A 21103-nucleotide genomic window follows, 5' to 3' on the forward strand; every position below is an offset into this window, starting at 1 on the left:
GGCGTCGAGGGTGAAACGCGCGCTCACTTCGGAGATCCGGCCGGCACCTTTGGTGACGACGACGAAGTTGATGATCATGAGGATGGCGAAGACGACGATACCGACGACGTAGTTGCCGCCGATGACGACTTCACCGAACGCCTGGATGACTTTACCGGCGGCGGCGTGGCCGTCCTGGCCGTGGAGCATGACGACGCGGGTGGAGGCGACGTTGAGGGCCAGTCGCAACAGGGTGGCGACGAGGAGGATGGTCGGGAATACGGAGAAGTCGAGGGGCCGCAGGGCATAGATACAGACGAGCAGGACGACGATGGACAGGGCAATGTTGAAGGTGAAAAAGACGTCCAGCAGGAACGGCGGCATGGGCAGCATCATCATGGCGAGCATGACGAGGAGCAGTAGCGGGACGCCAAGTTGTCCACGGCCCAGGCCGATCAATCCGGTTCTGGCATGGGAGATGAGTTGTGAGCGTTCCACCGATGGGCACCTGCGCGTTAAATCAATCTTTTGACGCCGAAGCGTTGTATCGGGGTTATTGCAAGAAGGGGTCCAACATTTGGGATTGGGTGAAAATATCAGAGTGCCAGTATTTAGATTTGAAATCTGAGTCGTGGCTTAGTACGCCAAGATCACAAGCGTCGGCCTAACGGCCTCGGTTTCGCCTTCGGCGAGTTACTTGGAAAAGCACCCCAAGTAACCAAGGGTGCCTGCTCCTGGCTAGGTCCCTCCTCCGTCGGGATTCCCTCACTCCGACGACGCTCCGTGGGCCCGCGCCGAACGGACATCCATGTCCTGACGGCGCTCTCGCCGCATCCATGCGGCTCGACCCACTCCGCGTCGTCTGCGTTCGGCCTGCACCCAAGTCGCGTTTTGTGGTGTCTGGACTTTTTGCGTAGGAAGATCAAAGGCAAAAGCTTCCCGGCTAAAGCCGGTCCCACTGACTGCACGCGGTGCCCTTGTAGGACCGGCTTCAGCCGGGAAGAGGCCGGTGTGACCACCACCCATTTCGCTGAATGCACGCGCTGCTATTTGTGGGACCGGCTTCAGCCGGGAAGGCGTCAGATGTGACACCGCAAATCATCAAGGGCAAACGACGCTCATGTGGGAGTGAGCTTGCTCACGAAAGCGGCCTTCCAGACGCTAGATGATTGGCCGATCGTTCCCCCGCTCCGCGTGGGAATGCCGCCCCCGACGCTCCGCGTCCAGCCGCTAGATCACTTTCACCGCCCGCCCAATAAATTGAATCGGCCCCGTAGGCTTGCCGGTCGGGGAGCCGTTGGGGTTTTCGAGGGTGAGTTCGAAGAGTTGGTTGGGTTGCAGCGGCGGCAGTTTGTTCACCGGTACGGAGAGGGTCTGGCCGGGTTTGACCAGGCCCAGGGACACGGGGCCCTGCCAGCCGTCGGCCTTGGTCCAGAACTGGAGGGCTTTGTCGGCGGGGACTGGGGTGGCGCCGAGCGGTATCAGCTGGATTTCTTCCGGGTTGCTGGCCTGGATGACCCAGCCGGGGGCCTGGTTTTGCGGGGCAACGAGCACGACGAGGTAGGTCGTGGGGTTCACCGGGGCGGTTCGGGTCAGGAGCATCGAGCCCAGCAGCAGGGTCGCAACGAGTCCTGCGCCGGCCAGTCCGCGCCACAGGGGCAGGAGATCCCACCAGGAGTGCGACGTCACGGCCGGAGTCTTGACGGAAGCCCGGCGGTCACGGCTGTTGACGCTGCGCTCGATTCGATCCCACAGCCGTGGGCTTGGGGTGTGCGGTTCGGCGAGTTCGGTCAAGGCCAGAAGGCGCCCTTCCCATGCGTCCACCGCCGTACGCAAGTCGGCGTCCGTGGCGAGGCGGTTTTGGACATTGAGGCGTTGCTCGGCCGGCAGTGTGCCTAGCACGTACTCGCTGGCCAGTGCGTCCAGTTCATCGGCGCTGTCGTTCGACGGATAGCCTGTCAACCCATGCACTCCCGCAATGCCACCAGACTGCGTTTGATCCAGGCTTTTACCGTGCCCAGTGGCGCGCCGATTTTCTGCGCTATCTCCGAATGCGAAAAACCGTCTACGTACGCATGAAGAATGCAGTTGCGACGCGCCGGTTCCAGTTGTTCGAGGCACCCGTAAATACGCCCCGAGCGGGCACGGTATTCGAAGGTGTCGGCGTCGGTGGCTGCCTCCAGAGAGACCTCGGCCAGCACCGCGTTTTCGCTTTGCTCGCTGACCTGAACGATGTGCGCGTTGTCACGCATGAAGTTCAGCGCCAGGTGCCGGGTCACGCTGAAGATCCAGCCACGGGCAGTGCCTCGCGCCGGGTCGAAACTGCCAGCGCGGGTCCAGATTTTGAGGAAGGCGTCGTGCACGATGTCCTCGGCCAGCGCGTCGCTGCGGGCGATCCGTTTGGCGACGCCGAGCAGGCGGGCGCTCTCTTGCGTGTAGAGCCCGTGCAACGCCTGCTGCTCACCTCGGGCGCACGCGGCCAGGCAGGCTTCGTAGTCAAAACAGTCTTCAGGTAGGGACAAAATGTTCAACCGCCAACGAAAAGAAATACCCCAGCCCAAAGGCCGGGGTTGCGTCGGTGCAGCGTAGATGACTTTGTGCGTCAGCGACGCTGCCTGACGTGGGACGTTGGTCTACTTCGCGGCCCAGAAAATATACTCCGCCTGATATTTCACGATTTCCTGCTTGCCCTTGGTCGCCGTCGAGCACTCCATCTTCGGCGCGACACCGCCTTTGGTCGCCACCCGCTGGATGTAACTGACGTTGCTCATCGCGCCGTTGCCTTCTGCAGGGTTGGCTTTCACCAACTGATACGGAATGTCGCCCGTCCCGGCGGGAGCCACGGCGAGCTGGGTGCCGGTGATCTTCGAACCGTCAGCGGCCTGCCACGTCGCCGGTGGCCCGAAGTAGGTGCCGACCTGCTTGCCGCTGCGATCATTCAATACCGCTTTCGGGCCGACGAATGTCCATTCGGTCTGGCCGGCGGCGTTGGGCTTGTCGCGGCATTCGTAGGTGATCTCGCCCACGCCTACCGTCTCCATGGCGATCTTGTGACCGTCCGGTACCTTCACCGCATCCGGCAACGCCATCTGCGCGAAAGCCGCCGGCGCCGTTGCCAGCAGGCAAGTGGCAGCCAATGAAACACCGAACGAACCCAGTAATTTTTTAGCGTTCATGCCATCTCTCCATTGGATAAACAGGTCAGCAGCCATCGCTACTACTTGTACTACCCGGGGGAAAGGGAACTGGATGCAGGGATTTGAAAATAAATCTGTGCGGCGAGTGGCGGGGATACGGGGAGGATGAGCAGAAGGGCGCTAAGTCGATCGACATGGCGCCCGCAGAAAGGCCAGGCCATGGAGCCGGCGGACGGAATGAGCGTCCGCCGGGTACTGCAACGATCAGGTCAGCGATTACGGCATCAGCACCGAATCGACCACGTGGATGACGCCGTTCGACTGCATCACATCAGCGATGCTGACCGCGCTTTTGCCACCTTTAGCGTCCATCACCCAGAGCTTGCCGTCATGGGGCATCACGGTGAGGGATTCGCCCTGTACGGTTTTCAGCATCACCTTGCCGCCGTTCATTTTGGCGTCCGCCATCAATTGTTTGGCGGTATGGGTGCCGGCAACAACGTGGTACGTCAGAATTTTGGTCAGGTCAGCCTTGTTCTCCGGCTTGACCAGCGTTTCGACAGTGCCGGCCGGCAGCTTGGCGAATGCCTCGTTGGTGGGGGCGAAGACGGTGAACGGGCCTTTGCTGTTGAGGGTGTCTACGAGACCTGCAGCTTTGACCGCCGCCACCAGGGTCGTGTGGTCCTTGGAGTTGACGGCGTTCTCGACGATGGTCTTGGTCGGGTACATGGCGGCGCCACCGACCATGACGGTATCGGCGGCAAAGCCGGGGGATGCAGCAAGACAAAGGGCAGCGAACGAGACAGCGGCGATGCGTTTGGCGAGGGTCAACATGGTAGTTCTCCCGGATTCTTAGGTCCTTCGGATGAAGGTGGGAGATATACGAAGCGGGCGCCGGAACGGATGCATCAGAGTGAGGATATTTTTCCCTGGGCGACGACCGGTCCGGTCGGCAGCCCGCTCGGCGATCCGTTCAACGGCTCAAGGGTGATCGCGAGCACCGCACCGCTGGCGAGCAGGTCAGCCAGTGGCGGCGTTACGTTCAACGTCGCGGGGGCATTGGCCGGCAGCAGGCCCAGCGACCGAGGCTTGCCATCGGCGGCGATTACCCACGCCTCGGCACTTTTACCCGGCCAGTCTGCGCGGCCCGTGTTGACGAACAGGACGCTTCGCCGGTCAGGGTTGATCGTCGCGGCAAACAGCGTCGTGCCGTCGCTCTGTTCGAGACGCGCCAACAAGGCCGGCCCCGACGTCGGTCGAGGAACAGGTTGCTGAAGCGTCAGCACCGACGCCAGCAACCCGGCAGCCAGCGCCGCCGTTGTCCAGCGCCAGAGCCCTAAGCTGTTCCACCAGCCTGACACCCGTGACGGCGAATGGCTGGCACTCGCAAACAACCGCTGCTCAATCCTGCCCCAGGTGCCCGCGGGAGGACTGGACACGGGCAATTGACCGAGCCACTCGGCGAACTGCTCCTGCCATTGCGCCAGCGCGCGTTGATGGCGAGGCTCCAGCGCAATCATCGCCTCCACCCGCTCACGCTCTTCACGGCTGAGCACGCCCAGCACGTACTCGGCGATCAGCAGGTCCGGGGTCTCGTCGGGCGGCACGGGATGCTCGTTCATAGGCCGAGGCACAAGCGCAGTCGAAGCAGCCCGCGGCGAATCCAGCTTTTCATCGTCCCCAGCGCAATACCGTGGCGCTCGGCCAGTTCGGCGTAGGAACAACCCTCGAAGAACGCCACGCGGATATAGCGTTGCTGCGCGTCTTCCAAGGTTTCAAGGCAGCGGTCCAGCTGACTGCCCTCCTGCTCGCGCTCGAGGGCGTCCGGGATGGGGTCGTCCTGGGTGGGTAATTCGGGGATGGTTTCAAGGGGATCTTGACGGCGATGGGCCCTGCGCCGGTCAATCGCCTTGTGGCGGGCCATGGTCGAGAGCCAGGTGATGGCGCTGGCCCGTTGCGGATCGAATCGAGAGGCCTTCAGCCACGCCATGATGTACACCTCCTGCAGCACCTCTTCCGCCTCGGCCCGATTGCCGGAATAGTGCAGGCATATACCGAACAGCCTGGACGACGTGGCGTGATACATCGCTTCGAACGCCAACCGATTGCCTGTGGCGCATGCCAGCAACAGGACATTCAACGCTTCGGCGCTGGACTGAGCGTCAGACAGTGGCGCTGCATTCGATCGAATGGTCAAGTGGCGAGGCCTTGAAAGGGACTGAGGTCACTCTAGACGCTTTCGGTTTGCGCTGTCATCAAGCTGACGTCCGCCCTCCGTACGAAGATCAAGAGCGTCTGCCTGGGGGCAGACCGTTTCGCCTTCGGCGAGTTACTTGGAAAAGCACCCCAAGTAACCAAGGGTGCCTGCTCCTGGTTGGGCCCGACTTCGTCGGGTTCCTTCACTCCGGTCTCGCTCCGTGGGCCCGCGCCGAACGGGCATCCATGCCCTGACGGCGCTCTCGCCGCATCCATGCGGCTCGGCCCACTGCGCGAGACCTGCGTTCAGCCTGCACCCAAGTCGCGATTGGCGGTGTCTGGACTTTTTGTGTACGAAGATCAAGATCAAAGGCTTCCCGGCTAAAGCCGGTCACACAGTGTGTACGCGGTGCCTTTAGTGGGACCGGCTTTAGCCGGGAAGAGGCCAGCTCAGGCGCCGACATTTTTGCTGACAGTCTCCCTCCCTGTGGGAGCGAGCTTGCTCGCGAATGCTGCATTTCAAACACCAGAAATTCGGTGGATGTACCAACCCCTTCGTGAGCAAGCTCACTCCCACAAGTCCTTAGCGACTGATCTGCTCTTGATCTGCCTTGCTTCGCTTTTGATCTTTCCTACGAAGCAAGTCCAGACACCACAAAACGCGACTTGGGTGCAGGCTGAACGGAGGTTTCGCGGAGTGGGCCGAGCCGCATGGATGCGGCGAGAGCGCCGTCAGGGCATGGATGCCCGTTCGGCGCGGGCCCACGGAGCGTCGTCGGAGTGAGGGTACCCTGACGAAGGAAGGGCCCAACCGAGAGCAAGCACCTTTGGTTACTTGGGGTGCTTTTCCAAGTAACTCGCCGAAGGCGAAACCGAGGCCGTTAGGCCGACGCTCTTGATCCTAAAAACACCCGCCTTAGCGCTTGAGCTTCTTGGCCACCACCGGCAACGGCGCAAACAACGCCGCAATATCCTCATCCTGCAACTTCCAGTCCCCGGCCTTGCGCCCATCCAGCACACCGGCCGCCAGCGCCGCCTTCTCCTGCTGCAAATGCTGAATCTTCTCCTCCACCGTCCCCCGCGCAATCATCTTGTACACGAACACCGGCTTATCCTGACCAATCCGATACGCCCGATCCGTCGCCTGATTCTCCGCCGCAGGGTTCCACCACGGATCGTAGTGAATCACCGTATCGGCCGCCGTCAGGTTCAACCCCGTGCCACCCGCCTTCAGACTGATCAAGAAGATCGGATGCTTCCCGCTCTGGAAATCTTGCACCGGCACCCGCCGATCCTTGGTCTTCCCGGTCAGCAGCGAATACGCGATCCCGCGCTGCTTCAACTCCGCCTCGATCAACTCCAGCATCGACGTAAACTGCGAAAACAAGAGAATCTTGCGATTCTCCGCAAACAACTCCTCCAGCATCTCCATCAGGCTGTCCAGCTTGCCCGAACTCGACTGCCGCGGATTGACCGGCGCACTGTTGACCAGCCGCAGGTCGCAGCAGACCTGACGCAGCTTGAGCAGCGCCTCAAGAATGATGATCTGACTGCGCCCCACGCCCTTACGGGTGATCTCGTCGCGGACCTTCTTGTCCATCGCCAGGCGCATGGTTTCGTATACATCGCGCTGGGTGTCGTTGAGCTCGACCCAATGCACGATCTCGGTCTTCGGCGGCAGCTCGGTCGCCACCTGTTCCTTGGTCCGGCGCAGCAGGAACGGCTTGATCCGTGCGTTGAGGTGCTCCAGACGCTGCTCGTTGCCCAATTTCTCGATCGGCGTGCGGTAATTGCTGTTGAACTGCTTGGCATCCCCCAGCCAGCCCGGCATCAGGAAATGGAACAGCGACCACAACTCGCCCAGGTGGTTTTCCAGCGGCGTACCGCTCAGACACAGACGCTGCCGAGCATTCAACTGACGCGCCGCCTGGGCCGCTTTGCTGGTGGGGTTCTTGATGTATTGCGCTTCATCGAGCACCAGCACATGCAGCAGTTGCTGGCTGAGCACCTCGACGTCACGGGGCAGCAGCGCGTAAGTGGTCAGGATCAGGTCGACATCCTGCAGACGCTTGAAATCCTGATGCCGCTGGGTGCCGAACAGCGCCAGCACCTTGAGTTGCGGCGTGAAGTGCTTCGCTTCGTCCATCCAGTTGGGGATCAGGCTGGTGGGCATCACCACCAGCGCCGGCCGGTCGAGACGTCCGGCCTGTTTTTCCAGCAGCAGGTGCGCCAGGGTTTGCAGGGTCTTGCCCAGGCCCATGTCATCAGCGAGCACGCCGCCGACTTCCAGCTCGCGCAGCGCCTGCATCCAGCTGAGGCCCTCCAGCTGATAAGGGCGCAACGTGGCATTCAGGCCCTCCGGCACCTCACCGCGCACGTCCTTGATATTCACCAGTCGCTCGGAAAACTGCCGCAGCCGGTCGCCGCCCTGCCACACCAGCGGCAGGTCATCGAGCTGCCGCAGCCGCGCGGCGTCGGCGGTGTTCAGGCGAATGGCGTTGTTGCCATCCTCGCGCCAGTAGAAATCGCCGAGGGTTGCCAGCACCGGTTTCAGCCGCCCATAAGGCAGCGCCACCTGAATCGGCACGCCGCCGCGCTGGGTGAAATGGTTGAGCTGAACCAGCAGCTGCTCGTCGTCGCGGCGCTTGGCGATGCCGCTGGCGGTCATCAATTCCGGGTGCGTGCGCAGCAGATTGATCAGAATCGGCAGCAGGCTCAGCCGCTCGCCATTGACGATGATCCCCAGCTCCAGATCGAACCAGTCGCGCTCCGGCTCGTCGTCGACCACTGCGTACCAATCGTCCACCGGCGTCACGTCGAAGCCGAAGTCTTCGCTCATCTCGATCTGCCAACCTTCGGCGCGCAGCCGGGGCAGGTCATCGAGAATGAAACTCAGCCAGGCCTTGTCGGTGGGCAGTTCGAACATCTCGCCGGCACTGTCGGGCAGCGCCTTGCTTTGCCGGGTGGCGATGCGAAAGCCCAGTTCCTGAAGCTGCTTGCGGTACTCGCCTTCACGCTCCGGATGGCGGCGGGTGCGCAGAATTTCGTCCGGCAGATGCCAGAGGATGTCGCCGCCACGGCCGGGGGCGGGCACGCCAGACACATAGGATTCACGGTAGCGAAACGCCAGGGCGGCGCGGTGCTGGATATGCCGCTGCATCTTGCCGTTGCGCGGATCGTAGGCGCTGTACTCGAAGCTGGCGAGAATCAGCCGCGGCTCGGGCTTGATGTTCTTTTCCAGGCGCTCGGGCAACTTGGGTTTTTGCTCGACGACTTTCGGTCTGCGCGCAGTTGGCTCGCCGTCCACCGCTGCAAGAATGCCGGGGCTGTTTGCCGGGTCCTGCAAGAAGAACAGCGCCGCCGCACAGTGCTTGCAGTTGTTTCTCACCGGGCAGGTGCATTTGCCGACAATGAAATTGCGCGTGCGCTCGGGGTCCTTGAACAACAGCGTCTGGGTGTAGTTCTCCAGGCTTGAACCCCGGCACACCGTGCGCACCACATCGCCGCTCAAATGTTCGAGCATCACGCGCTTCTGCCGCGCGTACTCCAGACCCCGCTCGACCGCCTGGGTTTTGAACAGCGGTTCCCACGGCAGGGCGAGGGCTTTTTCCAGTAGGGACGCCACGTCTAGGCCTGCGTCAACGCAGTGGCTGGACGGGGGAAACCTTGATCAGCATGGCGAGGCTTCCGTTGTCCATATAAGTAAGTTCTCCGTTTCTGACGCGAGTGGCCTGACGCATGCGCTCGCTGGTCTCCAGCACGCCGTGGCTGTCCAGCTGGTTGACCCAGAAGTTAGCGTCGATGTCGGTAAAGCGTGCCAGACCCAGGCTCACCGTGCCCTCGATGGGGAAATGGCCGAACTGCTCCTGGCCGTCGCTGATCGCCACCTTGCTCGGCGTGGCACTGAGGTCCTGTTGCCAGGCGGTGTGCAGCAGCACTTTATAGCCATCGCTCGATTCGAGCTTGTTCACCAGGGTATCCAGCGCCGTGGGCGTCTGGCTGTCCGCGCCCAGCCGTTGCGCCCCGGCGGCCCAGTCTTCCGGCGCGGGTTGATTGGTCGCCGCCGGCTCGCCGTTCTGACGGAACAGGATCAGTTCCACCTGATAGGTGCCATCGGCGAAGGCCGCCGGGGCAAACAGCACCAGCAGCAGGGTGAAGGAGCGGATCAAACCCATGGTGAATCCTTAAGCCGATTTTTTGGAAGGCGGTGGGGTCAAGCGTTCGAACAGCGCCTCCAGTGTGGCGAAGCGCTCCTCGGGACGCTCCATCGGCACCATGAATTTGAACAGCGTGGCGCCTTCGAACTTGTAGCGTTTGGGCTGGCTCTGGATCAGCTTGATCAGCGTCAGCGGGTCGACCGGGGTCTCCGCCGCGAATTCGATGCGTCCGCCCTGGGGACCGGCATCGACTTTCTTGATGCCCAGTTGCTCGGCCTTCAGCTTGAGCGAGGTCAGGCGCACCAGATTCTTGGTCGGTTCCGGCAGCAGCCCGAAGCGGTCGATCATCTCGACCTGCAGGTCCTTGAGGCCCTCTTCGTCGGCGGCGTTGGCGATGCGCTTGTACAGAATCAGGCGCGTGTGCACGTCTGGCAGATAGGCTTCCGGAATCAGCCCCGGCACCCGCAGATTCACCTCGGGACCGCCACCCAGCGGCTGGTCGAGATTGGGCTGCTCGCCCTTGCGGATCGATTTGACCGCGCGTTCGAGCATTTCCATGTACAGGGTGAAACCCACCGCCTGGATCTGCCCGCTCTGTCCATCGCCCAGCAGTTCGCCGGCGCCACGGATTTCCAGGTCGTTGGTGGCGAGCACGAAGCCCGCGCCGAGGTCCTGGGTGTTGGCGATCGCCTCCAGACGCTTCTCCGCATCCGGGGTGATCTGCTTGCGTGGCGGCGTCAGCAGGTAGGCGTAGGCCTGGTGGTGACTGCGCCCGACCCGGCCGCGCAACTGGTGCAGCTGGGCCAGACCGAATTTGTCGGCGCGCTCGATGATGATGGTGTTGGCGCTCGGCACGTCGATGCCGGTCTCGATGATGGTCGAGGCGATCAGCACGTTGAAGCGCTTGTGGTAGAAGTCGCTCATCACCTGTTCGAGATCGCGTTCGTGCATCTGCCCGTGGCCGATGCCGATGCGTGCTTCCGGCACCAGTTCGGCCAGGTCCGCCGCGCATTTCTCGATGGTCTTCACGTCGTTGTGCAGGTAGTACACCTGACCGCCGCGCAGCAACTCACGCAGCAACGCTTCTTTGACCGTCGGCTTGTTCTGCTCCATGACGAAGGTGCGCACCGACAGGCGACGTGCCGGCGGGGTGGCGATGATCGACAGGTCGCGCATGCCGGCCACGGCCATGTTCAGGGTGCGCGGGATCGGCGTGGCGGTGAGGGTCAAAATGTCGACCTCGCTGCGCAGGGCCTTGAGCTGTTCCTTCTGACGCACACCGAAGCGGTGCTCTTCGTCGATGATCACCAGCCCCAGGTTTTTGATCTTGACGTCGTCCTGCAGCAACTTGTGCGTGCCGATGACGATGTCGATCTTGCCCTCGGCCAGGTCGGCCACGGCGGCGTTGATCTCTTTCGCCGATTTGAAGCGACTCATCACTTCAACCGTCACCGGCCAGTCAGCGAAACGGTCGCGGAAACTGTTGTAGTGCTGCTGGGCGAGGAGGGTGGTCGGCACCAGAATCGCCACTTGGCGGCCACCGTGCACGGCGATGAACGCCGCGCGCATGGCCACTTCGGTCTTGCCGAAACCGACGTCGCCGCAGACCAGACGGTCCATGGGCTTGGGCGCGAGCATGTCGGCGCGCACGGCTTCGATGGTGGTCTGCTGGTCCGGGGTTTCTTCGAACGGGAAGCCGGCGCTGAAGGTGTCGTAGTCCAGCTTCGGATCGGCGAAGGCATACCCCTCGCGAGCCGCGCGGCGGGCATAGATGTCGAGCAGCTCGGCGGCCACGTCGCGCACCTGTTCGGCGGCTTTGCGCTTGGCTTTCTGCCAGGTCTCGGAACCCAGGCGGTGCAAGGGTGCGAGCTCGTCATCGCTGCCGGTGTAGCGGGCGATCAGGTGCAGGTTGGTCACCGGCACATACAGTTTGGCTTCCTCGGCGTAGGCCAGCATGAGGAACTCGGCGACCTGATTTTCGACTTCCAGCGTTGCCAGCCCCAGATAACGGCCGACCCCGTGATCGATGTGCACCACCGGGGCGCCTTCACGCAGCTCGGCCAGGTTCTTGATCACCGCATCGCTGGCGTGGCTGTCGGCGCGCTTGTCGCGGCGGCGACGCTGCATGACCCGTTGACCGAACAGCGGGCTTTCCGCCACCAGCGCCAACGCCGGATCTTCCAGCACCAGGCCTTCGTCCAGTGGCGCGATGGTGATTGCCAGACGCTCCTTGCTGTCGACAAACTCCTGCCAGCTGTCCAGGGTTTTCGGGCGCAGCTTCAGGCGTTCGAGCAGCTCCAGCAGCACTTCACGGCGACCGGCGGATTCGGCGGTAAACAGCACGCGGCCGGGAAATTCGCCGAGGAATTTCGACAGTGCTGCCAGCGGCTGGCTGGCCTTGGCTGCGATGGCCAGATCAGGCAGCACCTGCGCCGGAAAACGCTCGCGGCCAACGCCGCTTTCGACGTCGTCCTGGCTGGCGACCACCCGCGGCCAGTTCTTCAGGCGCGCGAAGCAGTCGTCCACCGGCAGGAACAGCTCGGCCGGCGGCAGCAACGGGCGTTCAGGATCGACACGACGTTCTTCGTAACGGTTGCGCACGTCCTTCCAGAACGTCTCGGCCGCCGCTTCGATGCCCGGCATGGAAAACACCTGGGTGTCCTGGGGCAGGTAGTCGAACAGCGTGGAGGTTTCTTCGAAGAACAATGGGATGTAGTACTCGATACCGGCCGGCGTGATGCCGCTGTTCAAGTCCTGAAAGATCGGGCTGCGCCGGAAATCGACGTCGAAGCGCTCGCGGAAGCGGGCCTTGAAGCGCGTCACGGCTTCCTTCTGCAGCGGGAATTCTTTCGCGGGCAACAGACGCACCGAATCGACCTTGTCGATGGAGCGCTGGGTTTCCGGTTCGAAGGTGCGCAGGGTTTCGATTTCGTCATCGAACAGGTCGATGCGGTAAGGCAGTTTGCTGCCCATCGGAAACAGGTCGATCAGCGCGCCACGGACGGTGAATTCGCCGTGCTCGTACACCGTGTCGACATAGCGATAGCCGCTGGCTTCAAGGCGGGTGCGCATGGCGTCGACGTCGAGCTTCTGGCCGACGTCGAGGACCAGGCTGCTGCCCAGCAGAAAACTGGTCGGCGCCAGACGGTGCAAGGCGGTGGTGATCGGCACCACCAGTACGCCGTGCACCAGCTCCGGCAGCCGGTACAGGCTGGCGATGCGCTGGGAGATGATGTCCTGATGGGGCGAGAACAGATCGTAGGGCAGGGTTTCCCAATCGGGGAAATGCAGGACCGGGAGATCAGGGGCAAAAAACTTCAGTTCCTGCTCCAGTCGCTCGGCGCTCTGGCTGTCTGCGGTAAGCAGCAGGGTGAAGCGTTTCGCGGCGCTGGCAGCCTCGGCGATGGCGAGACTCAGGGCGGCACCGGGGAGGTTACCCCAATGTTGTTTGCCTGCTGCAGCAGGCAGAATCGGAAGGCGCAGAACGGGCACGGAAGTTAAAGCTCCAGGCGTTGCGGCAAAGCCGGGGAGTGTAACTAATCCGCAGATACGCTGTCAGTTTTGTGCGCCGGGAATTATGTAGTGCTCCAGCTCGTGAAAAGTCTGGATTGCTCATAAACAAAGGCCTGTGCATAATGTAGTCCCTTTTTTCAGCCCCTACATGTGGAAGGTTCCCGTGACTCAGAAGCCCGACCAGTGTCTTGGTGAATGGATCGATCGTGAAGCCCTCGCCGAGGCGATGATCCCGCTTATCGGTCAGCTCTACCGCAATAATAATGTGGTGAGTTCGATCTATGGCCGCAGCCTGATCAACCGTTCAGTCATCGCGATTCTCAAAGCACACCGCTTTGCGCGTCACCGCCAGGCCGACGCCAGCGAGTTGTCCGTACACGAGACGTTCCCCCTCGTCAAAGCCATGAGCGAGCTCAAACTGGGCGCCGCCTCGGTGGACCTGGGCAAGCTGGCGGTGAAGTACAAGGCCGAAGCCAATGGCCGCACTCCTGAAGAATTCATCCGCGAAGAAATGGCCGAAGTCATTGGTCAGCAGAACTCCGGCGAGCGCAAGGGCACTGACGTCGTCCTGTACGGCTTCGGTCGCATCGGTCGTCTGCTGGCACGCATCCTGATCGAAAAAACCGGTGGCGGCGACGGCCTGCGTCTGCGCGCCATCGTGGTCCGCAAGGGTGCTGAAAACGATCTGGTCAAGCGCGCAAGCCTGCTGCGCCGTGATTCGGTCCACGGTCCTTTCGACGGCACCATCACCATCGATGAAGCCAACAACACCATTTGCGCCAACGGCAACCTGATTCAGGTGATCTACGCCAAGAACCCGGCCGAGGTGGACTACACCCAGTACGGTATCAAGGACGCATTGCTGGTCGACAACACCGGTGTATGGCGTGATGCCGAGGGGCTGGGCCAGCACCTGCAGTGCCCGGGCATCGACCGCGTGGTCCTGACCGCGCCGGGCAAGGGCAAGCTGAAGAACATCGTGCACGGCATCAACCACCAGCAGATCACCGCCGATGACAAGATCATCTCCGCGGCATCCTGCACCACCAACGCCATCGTGCCGGTGCTCAAGGCGGTCAACGACAAGTTCGGCATCGTCAACGGTCACGTTGAAACCGTTCACTCGTACACCAACGACCAGAACCTGATCGACAACTTCCACAAGGGCGATCGCCGTGGCCGCAGCGCCGCGCTGAACATGGTCATCACCGAAACCGGCGCCGCCACCGCTGCGGCGAAGGCACTGCCCGAGCTGGCCGGCAAGCTGACCGGTAACGCGATCCGCGTTCCAACGCCAAACGTCTCGATGGCCATCCTCAACCTGAACCTGGGGACGGCGACCACTCGCGAAGAGATGAACGAATACCTGCGCCACACCGCGCTGTATTCCGATCTGCACAGACAGATCGACTTCGTGAACTCCCTGGAAGTGGTGTCCACCGACTTCGTCGGCTCGCGTTACGCCGGTGTGGTGGATGCCGAAGCGACCATCGCCATGGATAACCGCGTTGTGCTGTACGTTTGGTACGACAACGAATTCGGCTACAGCTGCCAGGTGGTCCGCGTCATGGAAGAAATGACCGGGGTCAACCCGCCAGCCTTCCCGAAGTAGGTTGAAAGCAGCGGTAAGCGGTGAGCTTAAACGCTAAGCACAAAAAACGCCCCGACTGGTTCGGGGCGTTTTCATGTGTGCGCAAGTCCAGCGAACTGGCAGAAATCCCGAGGCGACCCACGATCCTGTGGGAGCGAGCTTGCTCGCGAAGGCTGACTGTCAATTACCAGAGAAGGTGGCCGTGTCATCAGGAAACAAAAACGCCCCGAATCAATCGGGGCGTTTTTTTGCTTGAGCTTATGGCTTGAAGCTTGAAGCTCTCAGCGATCAGCTCACCGCCGTCACACCCTGAATCCGTGTCTGACCCTTGCGGAACAGCACCAGCGTGGCGATCAGGCCCAGTACCGCAGCGCCGCTCAGCCAGATGCCCGGAGCCGCTTTGTTATCCAGCACGTGAATCAGGTAAGTACAGGCCGCCGGCGTGAAACCGCCGAACGTCGCGGTCGCCAGGCTGTAGGCCAGGGAGAAGCCGGTGGTGCGCACTTCGACCGGCATGATCTCGGTCAGGGAAACCACCATCGCGCCGTTGTACGAGCCGTACAGGAAGGACAGCCACAGCTCGACCATCAGCAGGTTGCCGAAGCTCGGGTTGGCGGTCAGCCAGGACAGGGCAGGGTACGCCGTGATGATCGCCAGAATGGTTGCCGCCAGCAGCAGGGGCTTGCGGCCGATCCGGTCCGACAGCGCGCCCATCACAGGCAGCCAGATGAAGTTCGAAATCCCGACGCAGACGGTCACCAGCAAGCTGTCCAGATCAGACAGGTGCAGCTCATTTTTGCCGAACGTCGGGGTGTAGGCGGTGATCAGGTAGAACGACACCGTGGTCATGACCACCAGCGCCATGCCGGCGATGACCAGTCCGAAGTTCTGGCCGATCGACTTGACCACTTCGCCCAGGCTTGGGCGGTGGTGTTGCGCGCGGGCTTCGAACTCAGGGGTTTCTTCCAGCGAGCGACGGATCACGAAGATCGCCGGAACGATCAGGCAGCCGATCAGGAACGGCACGCGCCAGCCCCATTGGCCCATGTCTTCCGGGCTCAGCCAGTGGTTGAGGCCAACACCCAGCAGACCGGCGAAAACCACCGCCGCCTGTTGGCTTGCCGATTGCCAGCTGACGAAAAAGCCCTTGCGGCCTGGCGTGGAAATCTCCGCCAGATAAACCGAGACACCGCCCAGTTCAACGCCTGCGGAGAAGCCTTGCAGCAGACGCCCGATCAGCACCAGCAGCGGCGCGGCGACGCCCAGGGTCGCGTAGCCCGGCACGCAGGCAATCAGCACCGTACCCATGGCCATCATCGCCAGCGTAATGACCAGGCCCTTTTTCCGGCCGTGGTGGTCGATGTAGGCGCCGAGGAAAATCGCACCCAGCGGGCGCATGAGGAAACCGGCGCCGAAGGTCGCCAGCGACAGCATCAGGGATGCGAATTCGCTGTCGGCGGGGAAGAAGGTTTTGGCGATGGCCGTGGCGTAGAAGCCATAGACCATGAAGTCAAACATTTCAAGGAAGTTGCCGCTCACAACGCGAAATATCGCCTTGCCTTTGCCCGTGTTCGAGGCCATCTGGAATTACTCACTTAAGCTGTCTAGCTGGGGGGATCCGTTATATTTATGCGTCCTCTGCTGCGGCGCCCGCGCTTGGCCTCGGGCGCCCCAGATTTGTAACGATATGTGTAAAGCTGGCGGTTGGCAATCAGAACGCCCCGGCCATCGACCACGGACCTCCCGCTGCGCCCGCGTGAAAACAATATTTATGTATCCCATCGATGGACTCGTTCCCGGTTTAACTCCCCGCACATTCTCTCAGTGCCTCACGGGGCCCTGAGCGATCCTCAATCCATTGCACGAGTTAACTGGCCAATGAGCTCAACCCTTCATCTGATCGCTGGAGTTTCCCGGCGACCGACCTTGCATAACGTCGCGATCAAACAGCTGCAATGCGCACTGCAACAACAATTCCCGGACCTCGAAATCGATCCCGAGATTTGCGTCATCACCCGAACCGCCTCCGACGGCACCCAGCGTGCGGAAACACTGTTGAGAAATCTGCAGCAGGCATTCCTGACGGGCAAGACTCCCCTCTGGCGCTCCGAGGCCAACACACTTGTCATCGATCCCGCCGTACAGGACGCGACCCCGACGCCCATCGATTTCGATCACCTGAATATTCTGGTCGATACGGTTGCTCTGGCGCTGAACGAACAGTTCCAGCAGGCGCTGATGGATTTCTGGGAAGCGCCGGCTGCCGATGGGCAGAGCCCTTGGGCGCGGCTGTCTGATGCACTGAAGAAGGGCTATCTGCGAGCGTTGAACGACACCCCGGCGCTGCACAAAAACGAGGGCGATTTCCTTCGTCCCATCGCTTATTTTCCCGACCAGACCCAACGCAATTTCATGCTGAGTATCGACAAGGTCCATGCGGATGATGTCGTTCGTGCCTGCATCCCCCAGCCAGTGGCCGCTTCCTCACCGGCGTCAGTCCTGCCCGTGCTGGCAGCGACCGGCGTGTGGGGCGGCACGGAGATGTTTTTCACCTGGCAGTCGCCGGGTCTGATCGTTAGGCATGGCTCGCTGGCTGATCTGCTGGCCAGCCTCGATACTTCGCCGGCAGCCACCCACCCCGAGACCTGGGCATTGCGCGACGTTGAGGGAGACCTGTTCGACGCATTGGCCCAGTCAATCCTTGCTTGCCAATTGCAGCAGATCACCCGGCTCGATCACGCCGACGCAGAGGATTTTGCCGATCTAGATCGCCGGATGGCCATCGCCACAGACATCACGCCTTTTCTGATCCCCGCCATCCCCGGGATGGAAACCCCCGAAACCCTTCCTGACTGGTTGCGCAACGCCAGCGTTGCCGACCGCATGGATTTCAGCCGTCGAATGATTGCGTTAGCGAGCGCTCCAGCGGGCGCAGGAAGCACGTTCAACGAAGACATTCCGCCGTTGCTCAATTACGCCAGTCAGCAGCTGCAGCGCGAAATGCTCGCCGATCACCCGGAGGCCGCAGATCTGCTGATAGCCGACCTGGACGTCGTTATCCGCAAAGTGGTCGCCGCCGCGATTCCCGGCGGTGGTCAGGTGGTCACCTCGGGCGTGGTCGAGCCAGTGCGCATGAGCCTGGCCGAGTTTGCTCTGGAGAACCTTTCCGGCGAGCCGGCCGGTGCGCTGCACGTCGTGCACAGGGACGGCACCCCGGCGCCGGACTGGTTCAGCGCCGATTATCTGCGGCTGCTGGTGTGTCAGGTGGACATCGGGCGCCACTACCCTGCGCTGCTGAGACGGGTGCTGGTGACTGACCCCGGTGAATCCGCCAAGCATCGGGCGGCGTACATCGATCAGCTTCGTGCGCAACTGCCATTGCAGGCGCTGGAGCTGAAAATGCGGAGCGAGGGGCACTTTTGTGACAGCGCCTGTCAGCGTGTTGCCGACCTCGTGCAGCCGCCGGAACAGCGCCCTTCAGCGCTGCGCAACACGACGTTGCGTCCACTGGCCTTCCGCGCCATGGTTGGCAGGAAGGCTGATGCGGTCGCCAACATGTTCGTGATCAGTGACCGCGATACGTCCAGGGATCCGGTGGTGCTGTATCGGCCGTTTTCCCGTCAGTCGCTGATCGAATTCGAGTCCTGGGCAGCCCTGCGCGCCGCCATCGTCGAACCCGGTGAGCTTCAGGATGACGTGCTGACGTGGATGGACGATCACGCGCGGCAGATGTACGGCAATGGCGGCTTCGATCAGCCGCACATCGTGCGCTTCGGTCAGGGTTCGGAGTTCGAACCCCTGGAAATCCCGGCGCCTGCACAGTTGGCTGTCGACGAGGTCGTCGGCGACCCGCTGGTTGCGCTGTTCAAGGCCAATGCAGCCGCGCTGGTCGAGCTGGCGGACCGGCAGTCCACGTCCAACGCCGAAAGTCGCTGGGCCTTGCTCAAGCGCGGTGGCTGGCTGGCGCTGGAAACCCTCATGCCCTTTGTCTCCGGCCCCGTCGGCAATGCGCTGTGGCTGGTGCAGATGATAAACGAGGCGCAAGGAGCCCTGGCGTCTGAGCGCAATGCCACTGACCGTGATCGTGAAGAATCCATGGGCAATTTGCTGCTCACCGTGGCGATGTTGCTGTTGCATAGCACCCAGGCTAATCGTGTCATTCCGGCGCGCGGGCGATCAGCAGGGGTAGCTCGGCCGAATCTGGCAGACCTGCTGGCAGCACCCAGTCCGACCCTTGCCCCGGAGCCAACGCCTGTAGCAGAGCCCAACCCGCTGCCCGGCACAGTGAGAACACAGCTGGATTTTTCCTGGTCGCGCGCCGATCTGAGCCTGACGGCTGCCCAGCAGGTTGCGCTGCAGGCGTTTGAAGTCCGGCCAGCGCCTTTGCTGACGGAGCCATCAGGCGCCGCTGGCACCCAAGGGCTGTATGAGCTGAATGGCGCGTGGTACGCGCGCATCGATGGCGCGGTGTACAGGGTTCAGGTGGGCGACAACGTGCAGATTGTCGACCCGCGAAACGATGAACTCACCGGGCCCTGGCTTGCGCGTGAGGGTGAGGGCTGGCGTCTCGATCTGGGTCTGCGCCTTCGCGGCGGCGGCCCCAAGCGCAGCGCCCGGCAACTCGCGCTGGAAAACGCCGCCCGACTCAAGCTGGCCATCGCGGAAAAGTCCGAGCTGCTCAAGCGACAGAACGATCTTTACATCAGGATTGTGGAGAACGACAACCGTATCGATGCCCTGCCGCTCGAAAGGCACCATGAGATCACTTCGTTGCTGGAAACAGACATCCGCGCCGTGATGGAGATCATCGACCGCAAAAATGCTATCGACCAGTCATTGCGTCCTGCCGATCGCACCCCTGACAAAACCTATGCCAAGGATCTGCAAGGCATCGCCCGGCGGATCTGTCTGCTTGAAGGCGTGCTGCTCAGCGACATGCTCATTGTCGCTAAAGAAGAATTGGCCCGGATGCGCGCCGTGTCCGGGATTCTCTCTCTCGAGAATGTCGGTATCTATCTGGGGCTGTTCGAGAAGTCCCTGGTGCTGCAAGAGAGCGGAGTGCACTGGGCGCTGGTCAGGGAAGGACTGTGGCAGCGGTTGCGCGAGGTGCCGAAAGTCGGCGAGGCATACTGGCGCACGGAAGCGCTGGAGTTTTACAACAACCGGATGTTCTCCCTCGTCGATTGGCGCGCCAGTCGCATGTGGTCGTCCCTCGAACTGTGTTTCAGCGCCGAGACCATCCTGGACACCCACAGGGCGGTGACGCTCAAACGCATGCTCAATGACGACTCGCTGCACTCGGCGCTGAGCTCTCAGGCCGAGCTGGAAAGGCCACACGATTACACGATCGCCGAACAGATCGCTGTGCTGGAAAGCTCCCTCAGGGAATATGACCGGGCCTCGATAGTCGCGCTCGCCGCCTTTGAAAGTGAGCCCGAAGCGGTCAATACCGGGCATTTCAATCGTTTTCTCGAGGATCTTTCGTTGATCTCCGACCGCGCCGAGCACCGGCTTTCGGACCTCATTCGCGAGAGCGAGGAGCCCGCCGAGACGCTTGCCGAATATGTTCCGCGCGCGGCCCAGACGCGCAAGCGGGTGATCAAGACCCGAGGCCAACGCACGTTGATTGGCCGTCTGCGCGAAGGTGAAGAGCCTTCACTGGGTGAAGTCGTGGAGGTCAAGGACGCCACCGGTGATCGCGTCGTCGGCACGTACCACCAGCACGCGGAAGGGGAGTGGGTTGAACTCGAGGACCAGCGCCGCCAGCCGGCCAATCGTGACAGCATCGTCCCGCTGGCAGAGCTCATGCGTCGCGGCCGCGCCTTGCTGGAACGGATAGAAACTGACATCGCCAGTGCGGTGCGCCAATCCCTTCGCGCCAGTGAGCCCGAGGACATGGAAGACATCCTGGTGCAAAAGGCCGACAAGCTCGGTGAGCTGGCGGAGAAGCTGCAGATTCATCTGGACGATTCCGACGCGGGGGAAAGCAGGGCCCAGGCCGTGCAGACGCTGCTGGACGAGTTGCGTGAGGCCGGGCAGCGACTTCGCGAGCAGGGCCGGCAATTGCGCATCGACATGATCAAGCGACAGCCGCCGACAGCCAGCCGGATCAGTTATCTGGATCGCCAGCACGAGGTGCACATCGCCCGGGTTGACGGCCGAAAAAATATGTCGGGCGCCCGCCGCAACGACTTCGTGCAGGAATACGCCATTCGCGACAAGGAAGACCATCTGCTGTGGTGGGCGCATTTTCATTACGCCAGTGAAGATGCCGCAGCCGACGCCTTCACCGCCGCGCACCTGAAACTGCCTGAACAGCGACTGATGGGTTACAGGGCGATGCTCAAGGCGGCCAAGGACAATAAGGAAGTCGTGAGCATTTATCGCAGTGCCATCGGCAAGGAACTCGCGCAGCGGTTGTTTCTGCATCTGGCCGAGTAAATTCCAAGGCAGCTGCAGAGGCAGTTGCCTGGACGTGCGATTTTTTTAGGATTCGTCACGCAAGGGATTTATCATCCGCAGCAATTCTG

The 21103-nt window shown here is 62.0% G+C and carries 13 protein-coding genes; 2 read left to right on the forward strand and 11 right to left on the reverse strand.

Features of this window, described 5'->3' with window-relative positions; all coding sequences use genetic code 11:
• The 10 genes from AC07VF_RS22600 to mfd all read right to left on the reverse strand — a co-directional run.
• Positions 1-477, reverse strand: a 477-nt coding sequence (locus AC07VF_RS22600) for an FHIPEP family type III secretion protein (protein ID WP_495031063.1), incomplete at its 3' end; no start/stop codon positions are given.
• A 732-nt stretch (positions 478-1209) separates the two neighbouring features.
• Positions 1210-1941, reverse strand: a complete 732-nt coding sequence (locus tag AC07VF_RS22605) for an anti-sigma factor (RefSeq protein WP_495009938.1) — start codon at positions 1939-1941, stop codon at positions 1210-1212.
• The gene (locus tag AC07VF_RS22610; protein ID WP_192174154.1) at positions 1938-2501 is read right to left on the reverse strand and encodes a sigma-70 family RNA polymerase sigma factor; all 564 of its coding nucleotides are present in this window, start codon (positions 2499-2501) and stop codon (positions 1938-1940) included. Before AC07VF_RS22610 ends, AC07VF_RS22605 begins: the two co-directional genes overlap by 4 nt.
• Positions 2502-2612: 111 nt before the next feature.
• Positions 2613-3155 (reverse strand): DUF3455 domain-containing protein, encoded by a 543-nt coding sequence (locus tag AC07VF_RS22615; RefSeq protein ID WP_192174153.1) that lies wholly within the window; start codon positions 3153-3155, stop codon positions 2613-2615.
• Positions 3156-3392: 237 nt separating this feature from the next.
• Positions 3393-3950: a fasciclin domain-containing protein gene (locus tag AC07VF_RS22620; protein ID WP_495009937.1), complete on the reverse strand. Its 558-nt coding sequence runs from the start codon at positions 3948-3950 to the stop codon at positions 3393-3395.
• A 74-nt stretch (positions 3951-4024) separates the two neighbouring features.
• Positions 4025-4738, reverse strand: coding sequence for an anti-sigma factor (locus AC07VF_RS22625; RefSeq protein WP_495009936.1), 714 nt, complete (start codon positions 4736-4738; stop codon positions 4025-4027).
• Positions 4735-5313: a sigma-70 family RNA polymerase sigma factor gene (locus tag AC07VF_RS22630; RefSeq protein ID WP_197984074.1), complete on the reverse strand. Its 579-nt coding sequence runs from the start codon at positions 5311-5313 to the stop codon at positions 4735-4737. The genes AC07VF_RS22625 and AC07VF_RS22630 overlap by 4 nt, the downstream gene beginning before the upstream one ends.
• Positions 5314-6228: 915 nt before the next feature.
• Positions 6229-8937 carry a DEAD/DEAH box helicase gene (locus AC07VF_RS22635; RefSeq protein WP_495009027.1) on the reverse strand — a complete coding sequence of 903 codons (2709 nt, stop codon included), beginning with the start codon at positions 8935-8937 and terminating at the stop codon, positions 6229-6231.
• A gap of 13 nt (positions 8938-8950) precedes the next feature.
• Complete coding sequence (locus AC07VF_RS22640; protein ID WP_495009028.1) at positions 8951-9487, reverse strand: CsiV family protein; 537 nt, start codon at positions 9485-9487, stop codon at positions 8951-8953.
• 9 nt (positions 9488-9496) lie between these two features.
• Complete coding sequence (mfd, locus tag AC07VF_RS22645) at positions 9497-12961, reverse strand: transcription-repair coupling factor (RefSeq protein ID WP_495009029.1); 3465 nt, start codon at positions 12959-12961, stop codon at positions 9497-9499.
• Between the two features lie 169 nt (positions 12962-13130).
• On the opposite strand from mfd, the gene AC07VF_RS22650 reads away from it, so the two are divergent.
• Entirely contained in the window at positions 13131-14594 is a 1464-nt protein-coding gene (locus tag AC07VF_RS22650; protein WP_495009030.1) for a glyceraldehyde-3-phosphate dehydrogenase, read from the forward strand.
• Positions 14595-14861: 267 nt separating this feature from the next.
• Here AC07VF_RS22650 and AC07VF_RS22655 read toward each other — a convergent pair whose 3' ends face one another.
• The gene (locus tag AC07VF_RS22655; RefSeq protein WP_192174302.1) at positions 14862-16154 is read right to left on the reverse strand and encodes an MFS transporter; all 1293 of its coding nucleotides are present in this window, start codon (positions 16152-16154) and stop codon (positions 14862-14864) included.
• Between the two features lie 297 nt (positions 16155-16451).
• Between AC07VF_RS22655 and AC07VF_RS22660 the strand changes: the two genes are divergently transcribed.
• Complete coding sequence (locus AC07VF_RS22660) at positions 16452-21014, forward strand: dermonecrotic toxin domain-containing protein (protein WP_495009031.1); 4563 nt, start codon at positions 16452-16454, stop codon at positions 21012-21014.
• Positions 21015-21103 lie beyond the last annotated feature (89 nt).

The sequence above is a fragment of the Pseudomonas sp. GW821-FHT02H06 genome, from assembly GCF_059421525.1.

Bases quoted from the DNA above. Each gene is read 5' to 3' on its own strand.
- AC07VF_RS22615 (WP_192174153.1), bottom strand. From the start codon at position 3,155: ATGAACGCTAAAAAATTACTGGGTTCGTTCGGTGTTTCATTGGCTGCC.
- AC07VF_RS22620 (WP_495009937.1), bottom strand. From the start codon at position 3,950: ATGTTGACCCTCGCCAAACGCATCGCCGCTGTCTCGTTCGCTGCCCTT.
- AC07VF_RS22640 (WP_495009028.1), bottom strand. From the start codon at position 9,487: ATGGGTTTGATCCGCTCCTTCACCCTGCTGCTGGTGCTGTTTGCCCCG.
- AC07VF_RS22655 (WP_192174302.1), bottom strand. From the start codon at position 16,154: ATGGCCTCGAACACGGGCAAAGGCAAGGCGATATTTCGCGTTGTGAGC.
- AC07VF_RS22660 (WP_495009031.1), top strand. From the start codon at position 16,452: ATGAGCTCAACCCTTCATCTGATCGCTGGAGTTTCCCGGCGACCGACC.
- AC07VF_RS22625 (WP_495009936.1), bottom strand. From the start codon at position 4,738: ATGAACGAGCATCCCGTGCCGCCCGACGAGACCCCGGACCTGCTGATC.
- AC07VF_RS22650 (WP_495009030.1), top strand. From the start codon at position 13,131: ATGTGGAAGGTTCCCGTGACTCAGAAGCCCGACCAGTGTCTTGGTGAA.